An 18,454-nucleotide genomic window follows, 5' to 3' on the forward strand; every position below is an offset into this window, starting at 1 on the left:
GTAATTTAGTTACGAGTTAAAAATTAAGAATCATAACTTTGCACTATAGTTTACATTTTAACTTTACATAAAATAGAAGATGATAACAATATTAAACGATAATTTTTCACAGCTCAACGAGTTTCTTCACGAAAAAACTTTCAGTAAAATTTTCATTCTTGTAGATGAAAACACCCATGAATACTGCCTTCCTGTTCTTTTAGGAAATATGGAAACGGATCTTGGCTTTGAAATTTTAGAGATTGAAGCGGGAGAGGAAATGAAAAATATCCAGACAGCCAATCAGCTTTGGGAAATTCTTACAGAAATGAAGGCAGACAGAAAAGCACTGGTAATCAACCTTGGTGGCGGTGTAATTACGGATATGGGCGGATTTGTAGCATCTACTTATAAAAGAGGAATACAGTTTATTAACATCCCTACTACCCTTTTATCAATGTGTGATGCTTCTATAGGCGGAAAGACGGGAATAGATTTGATGCACTATAAAAATATGGTGGGAACTTTTGCTTTCCCTGAGCAAATCTTTATTTTCCCGAAATTCTTAGAAACATTGCCTTTTAAAGAATTAAGAAGCGGATTTGCTGAAATGCTGAAACATGGGTTAATTGCTGATAAAAATCATTGGGATCAGCTGACACAGATCCGTAAACTGGAAGTGGAAACGGTAATTCCACATATTCAAACGTCTATGAATATTAAGCAGAACGTTGTAGATCAGGATTTTCATGAGCAGAACATTAGAAAAACACTTAATTTCGGGCATACAATAGGACACGCAGTAGAAAGCTTATGTCTGCAGCAGGAAAATCCAATCCTTCACGGTGAAGCTGTGGCTATGGGAATGATTGCTGAAGCTCATCTTGCTTATCTTGAAAATCTTATTTCTGAAGAAGATTCAAAAATAATCATTGAAAACATTCAGAGATATTATCCATACCTTGATATCAGCGATTTTAAAGATGAAGATATTACTGCATTATTACTAAACGATAAAAAGAATACAGACAGTAAAATCAATTTCTCTCTGCTTTCGGGAATAGGTTCTTGCATCTATGACCATCAATGTAGCCAGGAAAATATCCTTGAATCTTTATCTTTTTATAGAAAATTGAACGATGCTTAACGTTTTTTTCGAAAAATAAATTCATTTTAAAACCTATTTTTGACAAAATTGTCAATTTAGACCACGTCTAAACAAACATTTATTTAAAATTGCAATTCATTAATAATCAATAATATATTTAAAAAATCACTTAAACACTAAGTGATTTTTTTATTGATTTTACTCATAAAAAATATTTTTGGCAAGCAATTTGAAAGATACTCTGCGTTCAACTGAAAAGCTGAACAAGTAGTAAAATTTAAAATTAAGAAAGAGTAAAATTAAAAAAATTAAAGTTATGAAAAAGTTAATTTTAGGATTAGCGTTAACTGCAGGAACATTCGCATTCGCTCAACAAACAGGAAACACATCTTCTAATCCGGTAACATTTGGGGTAAAAGGAGGTATGAACGTTTCTTCACTTTCAAAAGATAGCGGTCTTGATGATCAGAAATCTAAAATAGGATTCAACGCAGGTGTATTTGCCAACATTCCATTAGCAGCTTCATTCAGCGTTCAGCCAGAGGTTCAGTATTCACAATATGGTAATAAATCAAATTATACTTTAGGAAACACTAAGTTTTCTGCTTCTACCAAATTAGATTATATTACAGTACCGGTAATGTTCCAGTACAACCTGATTCCAAATCTTTATGTGGAAGCAGGACCGGAATTTGGTTTTATGGTAAGTGCTAAAAACAAGTTCAAAAATGAATCAAACGGAGATTCTAACACTACCGATAACTACAAAGACAATCTAAATACATTTAACTTTGGTATTGGTCTTGGAGCTGGATATTATTTCACTCCGAACTTAGGACTTACCGCAAGATATGTTGCAGGTTTAACAGATGTAGCGAAAAACAGACCTAGTGGATCTGATGCTACAAGAAACAACCTATTCCAGGTAGGATTAGCTTATAAATTTAAATAAGCTACACATTCACTAACAAATTTTATATTCAATAGAAAAGAACAGATTAATTTTTTAATCTGTTCTTTTTTTATGTTAAAATAACAAAGTGTTAATAAAACAACAAAAATACATCCCAATTCGATGACTTATCAATTTGTTAAAAACCCATAAAGTCTTTATACAAGGGGGTTCCCGGCATATTGTTTGTTGCTTCTCCGACGTTAAACAACGTAAAATTTAAACTAATCTATGAAAAAGATTTTTCTAGGCCTGGCACTTATCGCAGGCACTTTTGCTTTTGCTCAAAGCACTTCCACTTCTACTGAAGCTACAACTCCATCCACATCTTCTTCTAAAATCAAATTCGGTTTGAAAGCGGGACTTAATGTTTCCAATCTTTCTAATATGAATATGAATTCAAAAGCAGGATTCTATGGTGGTGTTTTTGTGAATATTCCTGTCGCTAAGGATTTCTCTATTCAGCCGGAAGTATTATATAGTGCTGTGGGGGCTAAAGAAAAAGGAGGCAGTAATGCAAAACTTAATTTAGAATATCTTTCTGTTCCGGTAATGTTCCAATATAAGGCACTTCCAAATTTCTATGTAGAAGCAGGGCCTCAATTTAATTTTTTAATTGATGCAAGGTTAAAGAAAAGTGAATCTACGAGCCTTCTTAAAAATGGAACTCAATCTTTCGATTTTGGAATCGGATTGGGAGCAGGCTACTATATTACCAAAAACATTGGGATAAATGTAAGATACACTGCCGGATTATCTGATATTGTAAAAACAAAATATCACTACGGATACGACAGAGAAGGTTCTGTGAGAAATGGGGTATTCCAGGTAGGAGTAAACTACAAATTCTAAAGCTTTATTAAGCTTTTTTCATTAAGTTTTTATAATTAAAGTGGAGCCGGATTAATTTTAATCCGGCTTTTTTAATACAATAGAAAAATTATTCTTCAAAAAACATGGTAAATAGTAGATTTACAGCACATTTAAACTTTGGCACACCGTTTGTTTCTTAATGAAATGTTAAATAAAACTTAATAACTATTAAAATATAAAACTTATGAAAAAGATTTTTTTAGGCCTTGCCCTAGTAGCAGGTACTTTTGCATTCTCTCAGAAGACTTCAACTTCTACTGCTTCAACTTCACCAGTTAGATTTGGTGTAAAAGCAGGTCTTAATATCTCCACTCTTTCTAATAGTGAATTCAACTCTAAGGCTGGATTTTATGGTGGCGTTTTTGCAAACATTCCAGTAGCACAAGACTTCTCTGTACAACCAGAAGTATTATATAGTGGTATGGGTGGTAAAGCTAAGACTAACAGTGATATAAAACTGAATATGGATTATATCGCAGTACCAGTGATGTTACAGTACAACCTGATTCCTAATCTATATGTAGAAGCAGGTCCTCAATTCGGGTTTCTTATCAGTGCTAAAGGAAAAGGTAACGGTGCCTCTGTAGACGTTAAAGACAATTTGAAAACTTTTGATTTCGGACTAGGTCTTGGAGCAGGATATTATTTCACACAAAATATCGGAGTGAATCTAAGATATACTGCAGGATTATCTGATGTTCCTAAAAACAATAACGGTGATGCTGCTAGAAACGGAGTATTCCAGTTTGGTTTAGCTTATAAATTCTAAAAACAAACTTTCTATTCAATACAAAGCCGGGTTTACTATAATCCGGCTTTTTTATTGTTTGAATATTTTTTGGCAAGAAATTTGCGTATTGAATAGTTGATTGTACTCTATTCCGGAAATTTCCAACTTACGGTCTTGTTTTTTACAATGAGTATGCTTTGATTCAGTTGATATTCAATTGAATATCAAAATTAAAATCTAACTATTACCATTAACTTTTAACGAGAACTGTATCAGGTAGGCTGAACATTAGAGTACACAACAGAATATTGAATATATTTTGTTTCATGATTAAAATACATTTTGATTTCAATAGAAAAAGTCAGGTTTATTAGTTTAAGCCTGACTTTTTCGCATACCGTATGATTTTTATCACTTCTTATCTTTATGGCAGATAATTTGCCATAATCAGAAAATAAAACTTAAATCATGAAAAAAATTTTTCTAGGACTTACATTTGTCAGCTCTTTTTTAATGAATGCACAGGAAAAAGAACAGTCTTCCACCACACCATCTTCAGTAAAATTCGGGATTAAAGCCGGTTTCAATGGTTCTGCTTTCAGCAGAGGTGAAAGAAATGAAGTTGATAATAGCGAAAAAATAAAAGCAGGTTCACATATCGGAATATTTGCCAATATTTCTCTTGCTGAAAAATTCAGTATACAACCCGAGCTTCTTTTCAGCCAACTAGGCTCAAAAACGGAAGACCTCTTTATTCATGATTCGGGAGATTATTTTACGAAACAGGAATATGATTACAAAACTAATTTAAACTACCTTACTCTTCCTATTATGGTTCAGTACAATATTCTTCCTCAATTGTATGTGGAGGCAGGACCTGAATTTGGTTTACTTCTGGGAGGAAAAATAGAAGGAGACGGAAGAAACGAAATGAGATACGATGGTACAACTGTTGTTAGTACTGAGAATTTCTCCAATAAAATTCCGATGAAAATATATAATAAGTTCAATTTCGGAATTGGAATTGGTGCAGGATATTATTTTACTCAAAATTTTGGAGTGACCGCCAGATTTACGGCAGGTATAACAGGAATCTTCAAGAATGATTACGGTAGTAAAGTCAGAAATAATGCGCTTCAGCTTGGAGTGGCTTATCGCTTTAAATAGAGATATTTATTATTTTCAAAACTGATACCGGGCTTTAAGAGTCCGGTATTTTTATTTCTATTCTTAAAAATAACCCAGAATACTTTGTTAATTCTTGAAAAGGCTAATTCCAGTTTAAATTTTTTCATCATTTCAATTATCAACAATAAAGCCCATCAGACGTTCAAGTATTTTCACAAAACATTCAGTTTGCAACAAATTTATTCATCAAAAAGGGATAAATTATTAAAAAAAAACTTCCTGAAAACAGCCTGAAAACACCTATAAACAGGCATTTTTTAATTTTGGCAAGCAATTTGCAAAATAATACGAGTCAGATTGAGAGATCATACGACACACAAATAGTAAAATTAAAAAATAAAATTATGAAGAAGTTATTTTTAGGATTAGCATTAACTGCTGGTACGCTAGCTTTTGCCCAGGAGACAGAAACAAAGACAGAAACGAAAACAGTAAATGCATCACCACTAAAAAAAGATGTTCAGCCTATTAGATTCGGGATTAAAGCAGGGGGAAACTCAGCTTATTTCAGTCAGCAGAAGTTTGGTATCAACAGCCAACAACTAGGTTTCCACGCTGGTGTATTCGTTAACATTCCAATTTCAAAACAATTCAGCTTCCAACCAGAGGTATTATACAACCAAATGGGTGCAAAGGATGTAATGTATTCTACAGAAACAGACAATGGCGTAACGAACGTAAAAACCAAGGTACAGAGCAGAGTAAAAATGGATTACATTTCAGTTCCGCTAATGGTTCAGATGAGACCTACAGATAAGTTTTATATTGAAGCAGGACCTGAATTCAGTTATTTCATCAGTGGAAAGAATAAAGGAGAATCTACTGTAGCAAGTACTACAGGAGGGGTTACAACCACTACTGCAAGTTCTCACTCTACAGATATTGACAAAGACATGATCAACAGATTCAATTTCGGATTAGGTCTTGGTTTAGGATATGATATCACTTCCAATATCGGGATCAATGCAAGATATGTAAACAGCTTAACAAAGATTGATAAGAGCATGTCTGCCGCTGAAAATAACAACAGAGTATTTCAGTTAGGTCTGAATTATAAATTCTAATCAAAGAACCAATTTTTTAACCCTAAGTGCAGAGTAATCTGTACGCATAAAATAGCCGGAAGTGTATCTTCCGGCTATTTATATTGAAGTAGAATCGTAATAGTTTTATTCGAATATTCTCGGATCATCACTGATGACACCGTCTATTCCCATTTCTTTTAATTCTTTTAATCTTTCTTTGGTATTCACAGTCCATGGGATTACTTTCATGCCTAATGAGTGGCATTCCTGTACTAATTGTGGGGTCACAAGACTATGTTCAGGGCTGTAGATAGTAGGAGTAAAACTCAGGAACTTCATATCTCCGGCTACTCCACTCAGGTGATTGGGGTACATTTTGAACTTTTCTACAGGGATGTTTTTAAAATAAGCCTGCTGCTGAGCCAGCTTTTTATCATCTACCTTTTCCACCAGTAAAGCAGTCATGATTTTAGGATATTCTTTATGAAGGATTTCCAGGGTTCTGGGATCAAAAGACTGAATGATCACTCTGTTCTGAATCTTTTTTTCTACAATAATCTTCATCATCAGATCTACAAATTCCTTCGGTTCAGGATGAAAAATATTATCAGAAAAAGGGCGTGTTTTCGTTTCTATATTGTAAAAAGGCAGCGATCTTTTCAATTCTCGGGCATAAGCTTCAGATGCATCAATGACGTCTGAAAAGAGAGGTTTCTGAACTTTTATTTTCTTTTGATCCGGATAATTATTCAATTTTTTTAATCCTACGTCAAATGTTTTGATCTTTGCGTAAGGCATTTCATATATTTTGTAATAAAAACCTGAATCTTTGGGAATGTAAGTTCCATCCGGCTTTGTAGCCAGTTCCGGTGAAAGAAAAGCATCATGGGAAAGAATTACCTTTTTATCCTTGGTGATGGCCAGATCCATTTCCAGAGTTGTCACATTCATTTTTAGGGCATTCTTCATTGCCGGAATAGTATTTTCAGGGTAAAGAGATTTCCCTCCGCGGTGTGCCTGATTATCAAAAGACTGTGAAGAGTAAAGCTGGCCCAATACCAGAAAAATACCTGTAAAAAGTACGTTTTTCATATCCTGAAGTTTTAATCTGACAAAATTAAAACTCCTTTATATATTGTATAATACAGGAATATTAAGCTTTTACTACATTTAAGCAACAAAAGAGCCAGGTTGAAAAACCCAGCTCTTCTATTTTTATATTTTTCAGATAAAGAGATTAATTAAATAAATCTACCTCTTCTCCTTTTCCAACAGGATATTCTTCTGTAAAGCATCCGAAACAGTGATTCGCTGATCCTAAAATATCTTTCAGGTTATCTATGCTTAAAAACTCTAAGGAATCTACACCCAGATAATTTTTAAGTTCTTCCGTAGTCATATTCGCTGAGATAAGATCATCTTTGGACGGAGTATCAATTCCCAGATAACATGGTGCAATGATGGGTGGGGAAACACTTCTGAAGTGAATCTCTTTTACGCCTGCATCTTTTAGAATTTTAACCAATCTTTTAGAGGTTGTTCCACGAACAATAGAATCGTCAATAATGACTACTCTCTTATCTTTCATCTCAGAGATGATCGGGTTCAGTTTAAGGTTCACTACCCTTTCTCTCATTTCCTGTGTAGGCACGATGAAACTTCTTCCGATATATCTGTTTTTGATCAAAACCGGACGGAAAGGTATTCCTGAAGCTTTAGAGAAGCCAATAGCAGCCGGAACTCCGGAATCCGGAACTCCAATCACCAAATCAGCTTCTACAGGAGCCTGTTCCCAGATTTTCTCTCCGGATTTTTCTCTGATCTCGTATACATTGATGTTTTCTAAAGTAGAGTCTGGTCTTGCGAAATAAATATATTCGAAAGAACAGATTCTCTGCTTACCTTTCGCTTCATCCATCATATAAGAATGAAGTTTTCCAGGCTCGTTTTCATTGGTATAAATGATCTCACCAGGAAGAATATCACGTACATACTGAGCTCCTACAGCATCCAATGCTACAGATTCAGAAGCCACTACATAAGATTTCTCATCAATAGCTCCCAATACTAACGGACGGATACCGTTGAAGTCTCTGAATGCAAAGAATTTGTTTCTGGTCATCCCTACTACAGAATAAGCTCCTTCGATCTTTTCCATTGTAGCTTTAATAGCTCCACGAAGACCTAAATCAAGGTTTTTCTGGATCAGTCTCAGGATTACTTCAGAATCGGAAGTCGCTCTGAAAACAACGCCTTCAGCCTCTAATTCTGCTTTTAATTCTTTGGCATTGGTAAGGTTACCGTTATGTGCTATAGAAAGTATAATCTGGTCATATTCGTTTTTCGCGAAAAATGGCTGGAAATTATATTTCTTCTTATCTCCTGCAGTGGTATAACGGGTATGCCCAATTGCAGAATTTCCCATAAAAGTTTCAGGTTCCTGAATTTCTTTATAAACATCCAAAACCAACCCTTCGTCTTTCATGTTTGTGATTCTTCCATCCTTTAAAACGGAAATACCACAAGCTTCCTGACCTCTATGCTGTAATGCAAAAAGACCAAACTGTGAAAGAGAGAAAGTATCCAGATCATTATCTGAATACATTCCGAAGATCCCACACTCTTCATTAGGAGCATCCAGTCTTTCCTCTTCCTGAGTTCTGAAAAGATTCCTTCCGTAAGTCTGGGTTTCAAACTGTTTTAAATATTCACTTTTATGAATGTCTAAACTTTTCATTTCTATTTTTTCTAAATTAAAAGATTAAAAAATTTAATGATTAAAAGATTACTGACAGTTTAATTTTTAAATGATTCAATCTTTAAATAAATTAAATCTTATTTCTGTAAAAGATTTTTAAGACGGTTGTAGATTTCAACATAAGCCTCAGTAACTTCTCCTAAGTCTCTTCTGAATCTGTCTTTGTCTAATTTCTTCATGGTATCTTTATCCCAAAGTCTGCAAGTATCAGGAGAGATTTCGTCTGCTAAGATGATTTCACCGTCTGAAGTTTTACCTAATTCGATTTTAAAATCTACCAGGATGATATTGATTTTGTCAAACAGGTCGATAAGGATATCATTGATATCTGAAGATAACTCATACATCTCGTCAAGCTCTTCATAAGTAGCTGCTCCTAAGAAAACGGCATGGTGATCATTGATAAGCGGATCTCCCAACTCATCTTTTTTATAGCAGATATCGAAGATCGTTACCGGAGATTTAATTCCTTCTTCCACTCCTAATCTTTGTGCCATACTTCCTGCAGAGTAGTTTCTTACTACCATTTCCAAAGGAATGATAGAAACTTTTCTTACCAGCTGCTCTCTTTCGTCTAATTTTTGGATGAAATGAGTTTTGATCCCTTTTTCATTTAAATATTCAAAAATAAGAGTTGTGATTGCGTTGTTCATTTCTCCTTTAAGGTCTACCTGACCTCTTTTTTGAGCATTAAATGCTGTAGCATCGTCTTTGAAACGTACTACTACTTCATCAGGATTATCGGTTGCAAATACTTGTTTTGCTTTCCCCTCGTACAACATTTCTTTCTTTTGACTCATAATTTTACTTTCTAAATTGTAGTTAGATTTATTGATTTATTTTATTATTATTCCTGTTAAGACAGCCAGTCCAAAACTCAGCAGTGTACCAATTAATACATATTCTGTAAGCTTTCTCTGTTTTGCCTGTGCAAGGTCGCTGAATCTGAAAACAGATTTGGCAGCCACCATGAAACCTACGCCTTCCCAGTGATTCACCATAATAAAAGTGAAAACCAGCAGACGTTCTAAAATTCCGATATATTTTCCGGCACTTGATAAAGATTCGGTTTGAATAGTGTTAGGGCCATCCGGAGCTGGTGTCCATGACGACAATAAGATTTTGATAAAAATAGAAGCTGGTGTCGTTAAGAAAAGTCCTGCCATAATTATCTTTAAAAATTCCTGATTCTGTAAAAATCCGAAGCTGAATTCCTGGAAATAAAAAGAAACTCCACCAATCACCAGAACATGCAGCATCTGATCAATGAAAAACCATCTTTTCTTAGTCTTTACATTCTGGAAACTAAGCTTGGCTGCATCAATAATAAAGTGAGTAATTCCCACCAAAACAGCTACCCACCAAAGTTGAAGATCCCATAGAAAAATAAGACTTAAAATAGTGTGAATCAGAACATGAATATATAAAAATTTACTTTTTAGTTTATAGTTTTCCTTATCTGCAACCCATGAATTTGGCTGAAGTATAAAATCTCCGAGTAGATGTGCCAATATGAGTTTGATAAAGATCATGCCTATAGTTCTGAGATTTTCTTTCTGAAATACTGATTGGTTTCCACGATGAGCTCATAGTTGGCTCGTTTCAGTCTCTGGCTTACCGAAGACTGTGAAATAGCAAATCTCTTAGCAAGATCTTCCTGAGTGATATCCTGATTCATAATCATTTCATGAATAATCTCTGCCGTAGCCATTGTCCAGTTATCAAAATCCTTGGATGACCATTTCAACAGGATATTAAGATCTCTGTCCACCGGATCACTGGATGTTTTGATAGCAACGGTATGACCGTCACTTTTAAGATCATTAAGCAATCTTCCTGAATTCACATAAGCTGTACCGTTAGATTCAGTGATTTTCTCAGAAGAGAAACTTTCCTCACCAATACCTATGGCCATTCTTACATCGAGATTTTCAACACTTTTAATAAGAGATTTTATGGCTAGAAAACGCCAGAAAACGTCATCAATTTTGCACTTGAACTGAAACTCATCTCCTCTGTAGATTTCCCATGTGTGAGGAGCGCTTCCCCATTTTTCGAGAAGATGTTTAAGTCTGGTAATCCAAACTTCAGTGTCCGCATGCTGTGAATTTATAATATCACCGGTAATGACCGCTATCATACTGCAAATATAAGCATAATTACTTATATATAAAAAATATAAGCAGAAACACTTATAGATATTCATTATTAGCGAATCAGCTTATATCAATGATGCAGTAAACATAAGGCTTTTAAGGCTTTAACAAAAAAATGAAAAATTACAGAAATGAAAAAAATATTAGATCTTTTGTTATGTTACCTACTTTAACTCTACTTTTTTATACTTTTTTGGATGGTAAGAAGCTGTTCCTGCTATCCGCTCATTACTCCTCGCTCCTGCCAATTCCAGCTCCTTAACCCTCCAACTCTCCCACTTCTACTGCGGGGTAACCGCTACTATCAGGGCTAGGACAGTCATTGCGGGCAAAGCGAAGCAATCTCTTGAATTATTTCTACACCATATAAAAATAAACCTAACAGGTTTTTAAAACCTGTTAGGTTTGGCTGATAGTATTTAAATCCTTAGATTACTTACTTTTTAATAAACTGATGGGCCTTTTCATCAAGCTTTAAGAAATACATTCCTGCAGGAATTCCCGTCACCGGAATACTTTTCTTATATCTGAAAGGATCCTTCTCCGTATAAATTACTTTCCCGGAAAGATCTATAAGCTGAGCTGTTTTTATATTGGTAACTTCTCCGTTCACATAGAGATTATCGTAAACAGGATTCGGATATATTGTAAACTCATTATTGACAGTAATCAAATCTGCTGTAGATAATGTACCACCCAGGTTCTGACAGTAGTTGGACGGATAAGAATCCCATTCACTGATAGCAAAAGTGTTGTTAGGTTGATTGATCATATTCTTTCTATACAAAGATACATTTCCGTTGTTATTGGTTGTATATTTTACTCCGATAGCATCTACTGTCACCGTTTTATTATAAGCTAGCTCAACATAATTCTCACCTGCAAACATCATAGGATCAGAAGCCGTGACAAATCTCGCCTGGCCAGTGGTATAACATGACAGAGTGCCTTTTGGATTCAGAATAACAAAAGTTTCGTTATTCCCTACTTTACCTTCCAGTTCATAAGTATCTCCACTGTAAATAGCTCCCGAAGAATTATTTTTAAACTGAATATTAATCCTGTAATTATTTAAATTAACTTCATGTCCTGTTTTATTAACAATTTCCAGAGCATTATTCTTTATAAATTCCGTATTTGTTCCCGAGATATACTTCGTAATCATAAGATCCGGAGCATATGAATCCGAAGCAATCGTTGAAGCTGTCAATGTATTGCTAAACGGAGATTCCAGATATGCTTTATCAAAAGCTTTCACTGTAAAGGTATAAGTAGTTGACGGGGTCAAATGATCTATACTGATGGAAGTCCCTTTGGTAACTGCAACAGGTGTCGTAGAACCATTCATATAGACCCTGTATCCTAAAACATCAGTATCGGGAGACGCCGTCCAGTTCAAATTCACAAAATAGGCATTCTGCTGGGTTGAAACCAGTGATCCCGGAGCTGCAGGAGCAATATTGTCGGGGGTTTCAGACCATATCATATCAATCCATTCAGGGTGGTCTATAAATGGATTTCTGTTTTTTTGTATCGTATAAATGGTGTTGTTCCTGTCAATTTCTCTTTGAGAAACCGGATCTGCAGCACTCCATTGTTTCAGCATGGCAATATAGGCAAGATCAACAGCTCTTTCTTCCGTTCCATCCAATGGACATTGATCCGTAGCAGGAGTAAGATTAGCGGAGGTTGTATAAGCCGTATTGAATGAGCCTAATTTCCCTTCATATCGTACTGCAAAATACAGCAATGACCTTGCAATATCCCCTTTGAATTCATTAATAGGTTCATATACCCTTCCGGTGTAAGGATAATTCGGAATAGCTGCATTCGAGATCCTCGACGTATTGGAAAAGATATAATGATTCGTATTATTTCCCATTCCATAAGGATAATTACTCCTGCGCTGATTGATCCATCCATCAACAGGAATTATAAAATTCAGATCCGAATACATAGGATAATCACTGATGGATGAGCTTGTACTGAACGTACTTTGCGGCATCATATGCTCCCTGTTATATCCCTGACCTTCCATGCTCACTCCTGCTACCATCTGATCCACTGTATACTCATAAGCATCCGGTCCCGAAGGAATTTCAGAATAGATATCCAGCAGATATTGAGTATTCGATGCATCGTGATCATAATATTTATCAAGATCAGTCTGCCCATATAACATTTTAAGATCGTCATAATGCCAGTTGACCATCTTTTCTGAAATAATATCGTGGAGTTTTGATTTCAGGGCATATCCCGTCAATCCGGTAGTTCCATCGTAATATCCGGCAGGAGCTTGCGCAGAAATATAAGTGGAAATTAAAATGATAGGAAGTAGAATTTTTTTCATGCCTTAAAAATTGGGGAACTAAAATAGTGAAATAAAAAACGGAAAAGACTGAATATTTTATTAAGAAAGTATTAATTCTCAAAATATAAAAATTTGAAAATTAAAGGGATTGCCCTTTAGATATTACGATTGAAATAATTTATTTTAGCATTCCATCAATTTGGTTATCTTTGGGAACTAACTATTATTATATGAATACAGAGACTATTGACAACATCAAAATGATAGCGGAAACCGCTAGAGAATTCGCAGAAAAGAACATCAGACCGAATATTATGGAATGGGATGAAAGCCAAACGTTTCCAAAAGACTTATTCCACCAATTGGGTGAGATGGGTTTTATGGGAATTGTAGTTCCTGAACAATATGGAGGTTCCGGCTTAGGTTATCATGAGTATGTTACTATTCTGGACGAAATTTCTCAGGTTGACCCATCTATTGGTCTTTCTGTAGCAGCACACAACTCACTTTGCACCAATCATATTTATGAATTTGGAAATGAAGAACAAAGACACAAATGGCTTCCTCAGCTGGCTTCCGGAAAAGTAATCGGAGCTTGGGGACTTACAGAGCACAACACAGGTTCTGATTCAGGAGGCATGTCCACTACTGCTGTAAAAGATGGTGATGAATGGATCATCAACGGAGCTAAAAACTTTATCACTCACGCTATTTCAGGAGATATTGCCGTAGTAATGACAAGAACAGGAGAAATAGGTGCTAAAAATAACTCTACAGCTTTTGTTTTAGAAAAAGGAATGCCTGGTTTTACTTCCGGAAAAAAAGAGAATAAATTAGGAATGCGTGCTTCTGAAACAGCAGAATTAATTTTTGATAACGTACGTGTACCGGATTCTCACCGTTTAGGAGAAGTAGGCGAAGGTTTCAAACAGGCTATGAAAGTTTTAGATGGTGGTAGAATCTCTATTGCTGCATTAAGTTTAGGTACTGCAAGAGGAGCTTACAAAGCTGCTTTGAAATATGCAAAAGAAAGACATCAGTTCGGAAAACCTATTGCAGATTTCCAGGCAATCAACTTCATGTTAGCAGATATGGCTACAGAAATTGATGCTGCTGAACTTCTTATCCAAAGAGCATCTACGCTTAAAAATGCAAAACAAAAAATGACAAAAGAAGGAGCTATGGCAAAACTATATGCTTCTGAGGCTTGTGTAAGAATCTCGAACAATGCTGTTCAGATCTTCGGAGGATACGGTTATACAAAAGATTTCCCAGCTGAAAAGTTCTATAGAGACTCTAAGCTTTGTACGATTGGAGAAGGAACTTCTGAGATCCAGAGACTGGTTATTGGAAGAGATATTACAAAATAACCTTAATTTTAAAAACATATACAAATGATTAAACAGGCACTTTTAGGTGAGTTTCTGCATGAAGCTGAAAACACCAGAAAAATTTTACAGGCAATCCCTGACAGCGCATTAGACTGGAAACCCTCTGAAAAAAACTGGACAACCGGTCAGCTGGCCTCACACATTGCTGAAGTATACAATTGGTACGAATCCACTTTCAATCAGGATACTTTTGATATGGGAGCGTATAAGTATGATAAAGGAGATATTTCCAAAGCGGAAAATATCCTCGCAAAATTTGAAGAAAATGTTGCCAACGCACAGAAAGTTCTTGAAAACTCGGATGAAAACACTTATTTTAATGAGTGGAAAATGGAAATGAACGGAAATGTACTTTTCCCACCATCTCCAAGAATCCAGGTGGTAAGAGGCTTTCTTTATAATCATTTGTACCATCACAGAGGTGAGCTGGTGGTTTACCTAAGATCAACCGGAAATAAAGTTCCCGGACTTTATGGCCCTACTGCTGATGATAAGATGTAAGTAAGAATTATATAAATATAGGAAGCTGTTTCAAAATGAAACAGCTTTTTTTGTAGGCAGGATGTAGAGCATTTTTGCAACAATTATCAAAACTCAACTTACTAATATTATTTACACATAATTAAATAATTAGTAAATTTCATTGTCTCATTTTAATAAATTAATAAAAAATTACACATATTTTGTTTTTTTTGAGATTAAAATTCATTTCTTCACTTTCACTTTTCTTTTATTAATAAGCTTTTTCAATTATACTCAATGTATTGCATAACATTTTAAGGTGATATTCCAAATTTCTCTTAAAAAATTTTGTTTTTGATAATATATTTTTCATTAGCTTTGATATTCCACAATCAAATTTAATATTTAATATGAAAAAACAATTAACGCTGATTGGAATGCTCCTTATTTCGGGTATTTCTTTCGCACAGACTGACCGTCTTTGGTCTGAAGGTTCAAAAAGAACTTCATCAGAGATCTTTGAAAACAAAACCAGCATCAGCAATCCCAAGGTATACAACCTGGATATCAACGGATTGAAAAACATTCTGGCAAAAGCTCCCAAAAGACTGGCTGCAGGCGAAAAATCAGAACTCATCATCTCTTTTCCAAATTCTGAAGGCAGAATGGAAAATTTTAAAGTGAGGGAGAATTCCAATTTTGCCCCTGAGTTGGCAGCAAAATATCCGGATATCAAATCCTATGTAGGACAAGGTCTGGATGATCCTAATTCCACAGTCTATTTCAGTGTTTCTCCACTAGGACTGTCATCTATGGAAATTTACGGTGATAAATCTGCAGTATTTATCGAGCCTTACACTAAAGATCTTTCTTCTTATGTAGTGTACAGAAAATCTGACAAAAAAGATGATCTTAACAAATTTGAATGTACAGTAGTAGATGCTGCACAGAAAGGAGTTTCCAATTCTGCTCTTGCGGCAAGACCTAACGCTGATGATGCGAAACTAAGAACATTCAGACTGGCACTGTCATGTACCGGAGAATACACTACTTATTTCGGAGGTACAAAAGCTCAGGCTTTAGCAGCAATGAATACCACAATGACCCGTGTAAACGGTGTTTTTGAAAAAGATTTCGCTGCAAGAATGGTTCTGATTGCTAACAACGACGCGGTTATTTACACCAATGCTTCTACAGACCCTTATTCTGCAGCTTCAGGAATGAGCAGCTGGAATTCTCAGTTACAAAGTACTTTAACCTCTGTAATTGGTGAAGCCAACTATGATATCGGACACTTGTTCGGAGCTTCAGGAGGCGGTGGAAATGCTGGATGTATCGGCTGTATCTGTACAAACGGATCTAAAGGAAGTGGTTATACTTCTCCGGCAGATGCCATTCCTTCAGGAGATAATTTCGATATCGACTATGTGGCTCACGAAATGGGACATCAGTTTGGTGGAAACCATACTTTCTCTATGAGCAATGAAGGAACAGGCGTCAATATGGAACCGGGATCTGGATCAACAATTATGGGATATGCCGGAATTACCAGCCAGGATATCCAACCTCATTCTGATGCCTTTTTCCATGCCGTAAGCATTCAGCAGATCACAAATAATATTAAAGCTAAAACTTGCTCTGTTAATACCAATACAGGAAATTCCATTCCTACTGCCAGCGCAGGCTTAGATTATACAATTCCAAAAGGAACTCCATTTGTTCTTACAGGAACAGGAACGGATGCCGACGGAGATTCTTTAACATACATCTGGGAACAAATGGACAATGCTTCTTCTTCACAAACAGGAGCAAGCTCAGCTGCCAGTGCAACAAAAACTACTGGTCCTAACTTCAGATCATGGACTCCAACAACTTCACCTGCAAGATACTTCCCAAGAATGGCTTCTGTTTTAACAGGTGCAACCACTACTGCAGGTTCTGAAATCACTGTAGAAGCTCTTTCTTCTGTTGCCAGAACATTAAATTTCAGATTTACCGTTCGTGACAATAAAGCAGGAGGTTCAGGAAACAATTCTGACGATGCGGTAATCACAGTGAATGGAACTGCAGGACCGTTCAATATCACTTCCCAAAATTCAGCAACAACTTACGCTGGAGGAAGTTCTCAAACCATTACATGGAACGTAGCAGGAACTACAGCTAATGGTGTTAATGCAGCCAATGTAGATATCCTTTGGTCAACAGACAGCGGAAATACCTGGACTACCCTATTAGCAGGAACTCCAAATGATGGTTCACAGGCTGTAACAATTCCTAATGCTACGACAACTACAGGAAGAATTATGGTAAAAGGATCTAATCACATTTTCTTTGATGTCAACAATGCCAACATCTCTGTAAATGCAGGTTCAGGAACTCCTGATACGGTTGCTCCTACAGCTCCTACTCTTGCGGCTTCAGGAACTACAGCTACAACCACTAATCTTTCATGGTCTGGAGCTACAGATAATGTTGGAGTGACAGGATATGACGTATACCAGGGAGCTTCATTAATTGGTTCTACAGCGTCTACTACATATACTGTAACAGGACTTTCACCAGCAACTACGTATTCTTTCTCTGTGAAAGCAAAAGATGCAGCTGGAAATGCTTCGGTGTCAAGTAATACAGTAAGTGTTACGACTCTTTCTGGGGGAACTGTTACTTACTGTTCTTCTTCGGCCTCAAATACAGCAGATGAAAGAATTGGAAATGTAACATTCGGGTCTATTAATAATACTTCTACAGGAACTGCAGGATATGAAAATTTCACTTCGGTTTCTACAAATGTTACAAGAGGAAGTGCTTATACGATTTCCATTACTCCGGTTTGGACTTCTACAAAATACAGCGAAGCATATGCTGTTTATATTGATTACAATGGTGATGGAGACTTCACAGACAGCGGAGAATTAGCTTGGACAAAAGCAGGTTCTACAACAAGTCCGGTTACAGGGTCTATTACAATCCCGGCTACTGCTACTGTTGGATCTACAAGAATGAGAGTAATGATGAAGTATAGTTCAATCCCTACCTCTTCATGTGAAGCCTTCACTTATGGACAAGTAGAAGACTATACCCTTAATATTGTTTCTTCCGGAAAAGGAGATCTTCATAGTACGAAAGATCTGATCACCGATGTGAAGCTTTATCCAAACCCTGCAAGAGATATACTTTATATTTCCAATACAACTTCTGAAGATTACAAAATCTTCGATATGGGTGGAAAACTAATCGACTCTGGAAAACTACAAAGAGGATCCGTGAACGTAAGCAACCTTATCAAAGGTGCTTATATGATTCAGATTGGAGAATCTTCTAAGAGATTTGTTAAAAACTAATCCCTTTAAAATTAAACGATGTGAAAAAACTGCTCCTTATGGGGCAGTTTTATTTTTTTCAATGTAAAATATCATCACAATAAATAATTACAAATGAAATTAATCACATAAAAACATTTTATTTAAAACAAAATAACTATAATTTGAGTTTTTTAATTTAAATTTATCACATAACAATAT

The 18,454-nt window shown here is 35.7% G+C and carries 15 protein-coding genes; 9 read left to right on the forward strand and 6 right to left on the reverse strand.

Annotation, left to right across the window (positions count from 1 at the left end; translation table 11 throughout):
• Positions 1–79: 79 nt before the first annotated feature.
• The 6 genes from aroB to REB14_RS18525 all read left to right on the forward strand — a co-directional run bounded on the left by aroB (position 80) and on the right by REB14_RS18525 (position 5,894).
• On the forward strand, positions 80–1,126 hold the full coding sequence (gene aroB, locus REB14_RS18500) for a 3-dehydroquinate synthase (RefSeq protein ID WP_079241625.1): 1,047 nt from the start codon (positions 80–82) through the stop codon (positions 1,124–1,126).
• 277 nt (positions 1,127–1,403) lie between these two features.
• Positions 1,404–2,039 carry a porin family protein gene (locus tag REB14_RS18505; RefSeq protein WP_034698274.1) on the forward strand — a complete coding sequence of 212 codons (636 nt, stop codon included), beginning with the start codon at positions 1,404–1,406 and terminating at the stop codon, positions 2,037–2,039.
• Between the two features lie 231 nt (positions 2,040–2,270).
• On the forward strand, positions 2,271–2,891 hold the full coding sequence (locus REB14_RS18510) for a porin family protein (RefSeq protein WP_079241624.1): 621 nt from the start codon (positions 2,271–2,273) through the stop codon (positions 2,889–2,891).
• 205 nt (positions 2,892–3,096) lie between these two features.
• Complete coding sequence (locus tag REB14_RS18515; protein ID WP_309522938.1) at positions 3,097–3,681, forward strand: porin family protein; 585 nt, start codon at positions 3,097–3,099, stop codon at positions 3,679–3,681.
• Positions 3,682–4,110: 429 nt separating this feature from the next.
• Positions 4,111–4,809 (forward strand): porin family protein, encoded by a 699-nt coding sequence (locus REB14_RS18520; protein ID WP_079241622.1) that lies wholly within the window; start codon positions 4,111–4,113, stop codon positions 4,807–4,809.
• A 365-nt stretch (positions 4,810–5,174) separates the two neighbouring features.
• Entirely contained in the window at positions 5,175–5,894 is a 720-nt protein-coding gene (locus REB14_RS18525) for a porin family protein (protein ID WP_309522939.1), read from the forward strand.
• A gap of 105 nt (positions 5,895–5,999) precedes the next feature.
• Here the strand turns inward: REB14_RS18525 and REB14_RS18530 are convergent, their stop codons facing one another.
• From REB14_RS18530 to REB14_RS18555, 6 genes are all read right to left on the reverse strand, one after another.
• A complete protein-coding gene (locus REB14_RS18530) occupies positions 6,000–6,947 on the reverse strand; it encodes a glycerophosphodiester phosphodiesterase family protein (protein ID WP_079241620.1) in 948 nt (315 codons plus the stop codon).
• Positions 6,948–7,092: 145 nt separating this feature from the next.
• Positions 7,093–8,592 carry an amidophosphoribosyltransferase gene (gene purF / locus REB14_RS18535; RefSeq protein WP_034698287.1) on the reverse strand — a complete coding sequence of 500 codons (1,500 nt, stop codon included), beginning with the start codon at positions 8,590–8,592 and terminating at the stop codon, positions 7,093–7,095.
• Positions 8,593–8,690: 98 nt separating this feature from the next.
• Positions 8,691–9,413, reverse strand: a complete 723-nt coding sequence (gene purC / locus REB14_RS18540; protein WP_047430685.1) for a phosphoribosylaminoimidazolesuccinocarboxamide synthase — start codon at positions 9,411–9,413, stop codon at positions 8,691–8,693.
• Between the two features lie 36 nt (positions 9,414–9,449).
• Complete coding sequence (locus REB14_RS18545; RefSeq protein WP_079241619.1) at positions 9,450–10,145, reverse strand: DUF3307 domain-containing protein; 696 nt, start codon at positions 10,143–10,145, stop codon at positions 9,450–9,452.
• 2 nt (positions 10,146–10,147) lie between these two features.
• Positions 10,148–10,753 carry a SatD family protein gene (locus REB14_RS18550; protein WP_034698295.1) on the reverse strand — a complete coding sequence of 202 codons (606 nt, stop codon included), beginning with the start codon at positions 10,751–10,753 and terminating at the stop codon, positions 10,148–10,150.
• 452 nt (positions 10,754–11,205) lie between these two features.
• Entirely contained in the window at positions 11,206–13,119 is a 1,914-nt protein-coding gene (locus REB14_RS18555; protein WP_079241618.1) for an endonuclease, read from the reverse strand.
• A gap of 191 nt (positions 13,120–13,310) precedes the next feature.
• Between REB14_RS18555 and REB14_RS18560 the strand changes: the two genes are divergently transcribed.
• The 3 genes from REB14_RS18560 to REB14_RS18570 all read left to right on the forward strand — a co-directional run bounded on the left by REB14_RS18560 (position 13,311) and on the right by REB14_RS18570 (position 18,274).
• The gene (locus REB14_RS18560) at positions 13,311–14,450 is read left to right on the forward strand and encodes an acyl-CoA dehydrogenase family protein (protein ID WP_034698301.1); all 1,140 of its coding nucleotides are present in this window, start codon (positions 13,311–13,313) and stop codon (positions 14,448–14,450) included.
• A gap of 24 nt (positions 14,451–14,474) precedes the next feature.
• A complete protein-coding gene (locus tag REB14_RS18565) occupies positions 14,475–14,972 on the forward strand; it encodes a DinB family protein (RefSeq protein WP_079241617.1) in 498 nt (165 codons plus the stop codon).
• A gap of 371 nt (positions 14,973–15,343) precedes the next feature.
• Entirely contained in the window at positions 15,344–18,274 is a 2,931-nt protein-coding gene (locus REB14_RS18570) for a reprolysin-like metallopeptidase (protein ID WP_309522940.1), read from the forward strand.
• Positions 18,275–18,454: the final 180 nt, after the last annotated feature.

The sequence above is a fragment of the Chryseobacterium metallicongregator genome, from assembly GCF_031324065.1.
GTDB lineage: Bacteria > Bacteroidota > Bacteroidia > Flavobacteriales > Weeksellaceae > Chryseobacterium > Chryseobacterium metallicongregator.

Bases quoted from the DNA above. Each gene is read 5' to 3' on its own strand.
- aroB (WP_079241625.1), top strand. From the start codon at position 80: ATGATAACAATATTAAACGATAATTTTTCACAGCTCAACGAGTTTCTT.
- REB14_RS18505 (WP_034698274.1), top strand. From the start codon at position 1,404: ATGAAAAAGTTAATTTTAGGATTAGCGTTAACTGCAGGAACATTCGCA.
- REB14_RS18510 (WP_079241624.1), top strand. From the start codon at position 2,271: ATGAAAAAGATTTTTCTAGGCCTGGCACTTATCGCAGGCACTTTTGCT.
- REB14_RS18515 (WP_309522938.1), top strand. From the start codon at position 3,097: ATGAAAAAGATTTTTTTAGGCCTTGCCCTAGTAGCAGGTACTTTTGCA.
- REB14_RS18520 (WP_079241622.1), top strand. From the start codon at position 4,111: ATGAAAAAAATTTTTCTAGGACTTACATTTGTCAGCTCTTTTTTAATG.
- REB14_RS18525 (WP_309522939.1), top strand. From the start codon at position 5,175: ATGAAGAAGTTATTTTTAGGATTAGCATTAACTGCTGGTACGCTAGCT.
- REB14_RS18530 (WP_079241620.1), bottom strand. From the start codon at position 6,947: ATGAAAAACGTACTTTTTACAGGTATTTTTCTGGTATTGGGCCAGCTT.
- purF (WP_034698287.1), bottom strand. From the start codon at position 8,592: ATGAAAAGTTTAGACATTCATAAAAGTGAATATTTAAAACAGTTTGAA.
- purC (WP_047430685.1), bottom strand. From the start codon at position 9,413: ATGAGTCAAAAGAAAGAAATGTTGTACGAGGGGAAAGCAAAACAAGTA.
- REB14_RS18545 (WP_079241619.1), bottom strand. From the start codon at position 10,145: ATGATCTTTATCAAACTCATATTGGCACATCTACTCGGAGATTTTATA.
- REB14_RS18550 (WP_034698295.1), bottom strand. From the start codon at position 10,753: ATGATAGCGGTCATTACCGGTGATATTATAAATTCACAGCATGCGGAC.
- REB14_RS18555 (WP_079241618.1), bottom strand. From the start codon at position 13,119: ATGAAAAAAATTCTACTTCCTATCATTTTAATTTCCACTTATATTTCT.
- REB14_RS18560 (WP_034698301.1), top strand. From the start codon at position 13,311: ATGAATACAGAGACTATTGACAACATCAAAATGATAGCGGAAACCGCT.
- REB14_RS18565 (WP_079241617.1), top strand. From the start codon at position 14,475: ATGATTAAACAGGCACTTTTAGGTGAGTTTCTGCATGAAGCTGAAAAC.
- REB14_RS18570 (WP_309522940.1), top strand. From the start codon at position 15,344: ATGAAAAAACAATTAACGCTGATTGGAATGCTCCTTATTTCGGGTATT.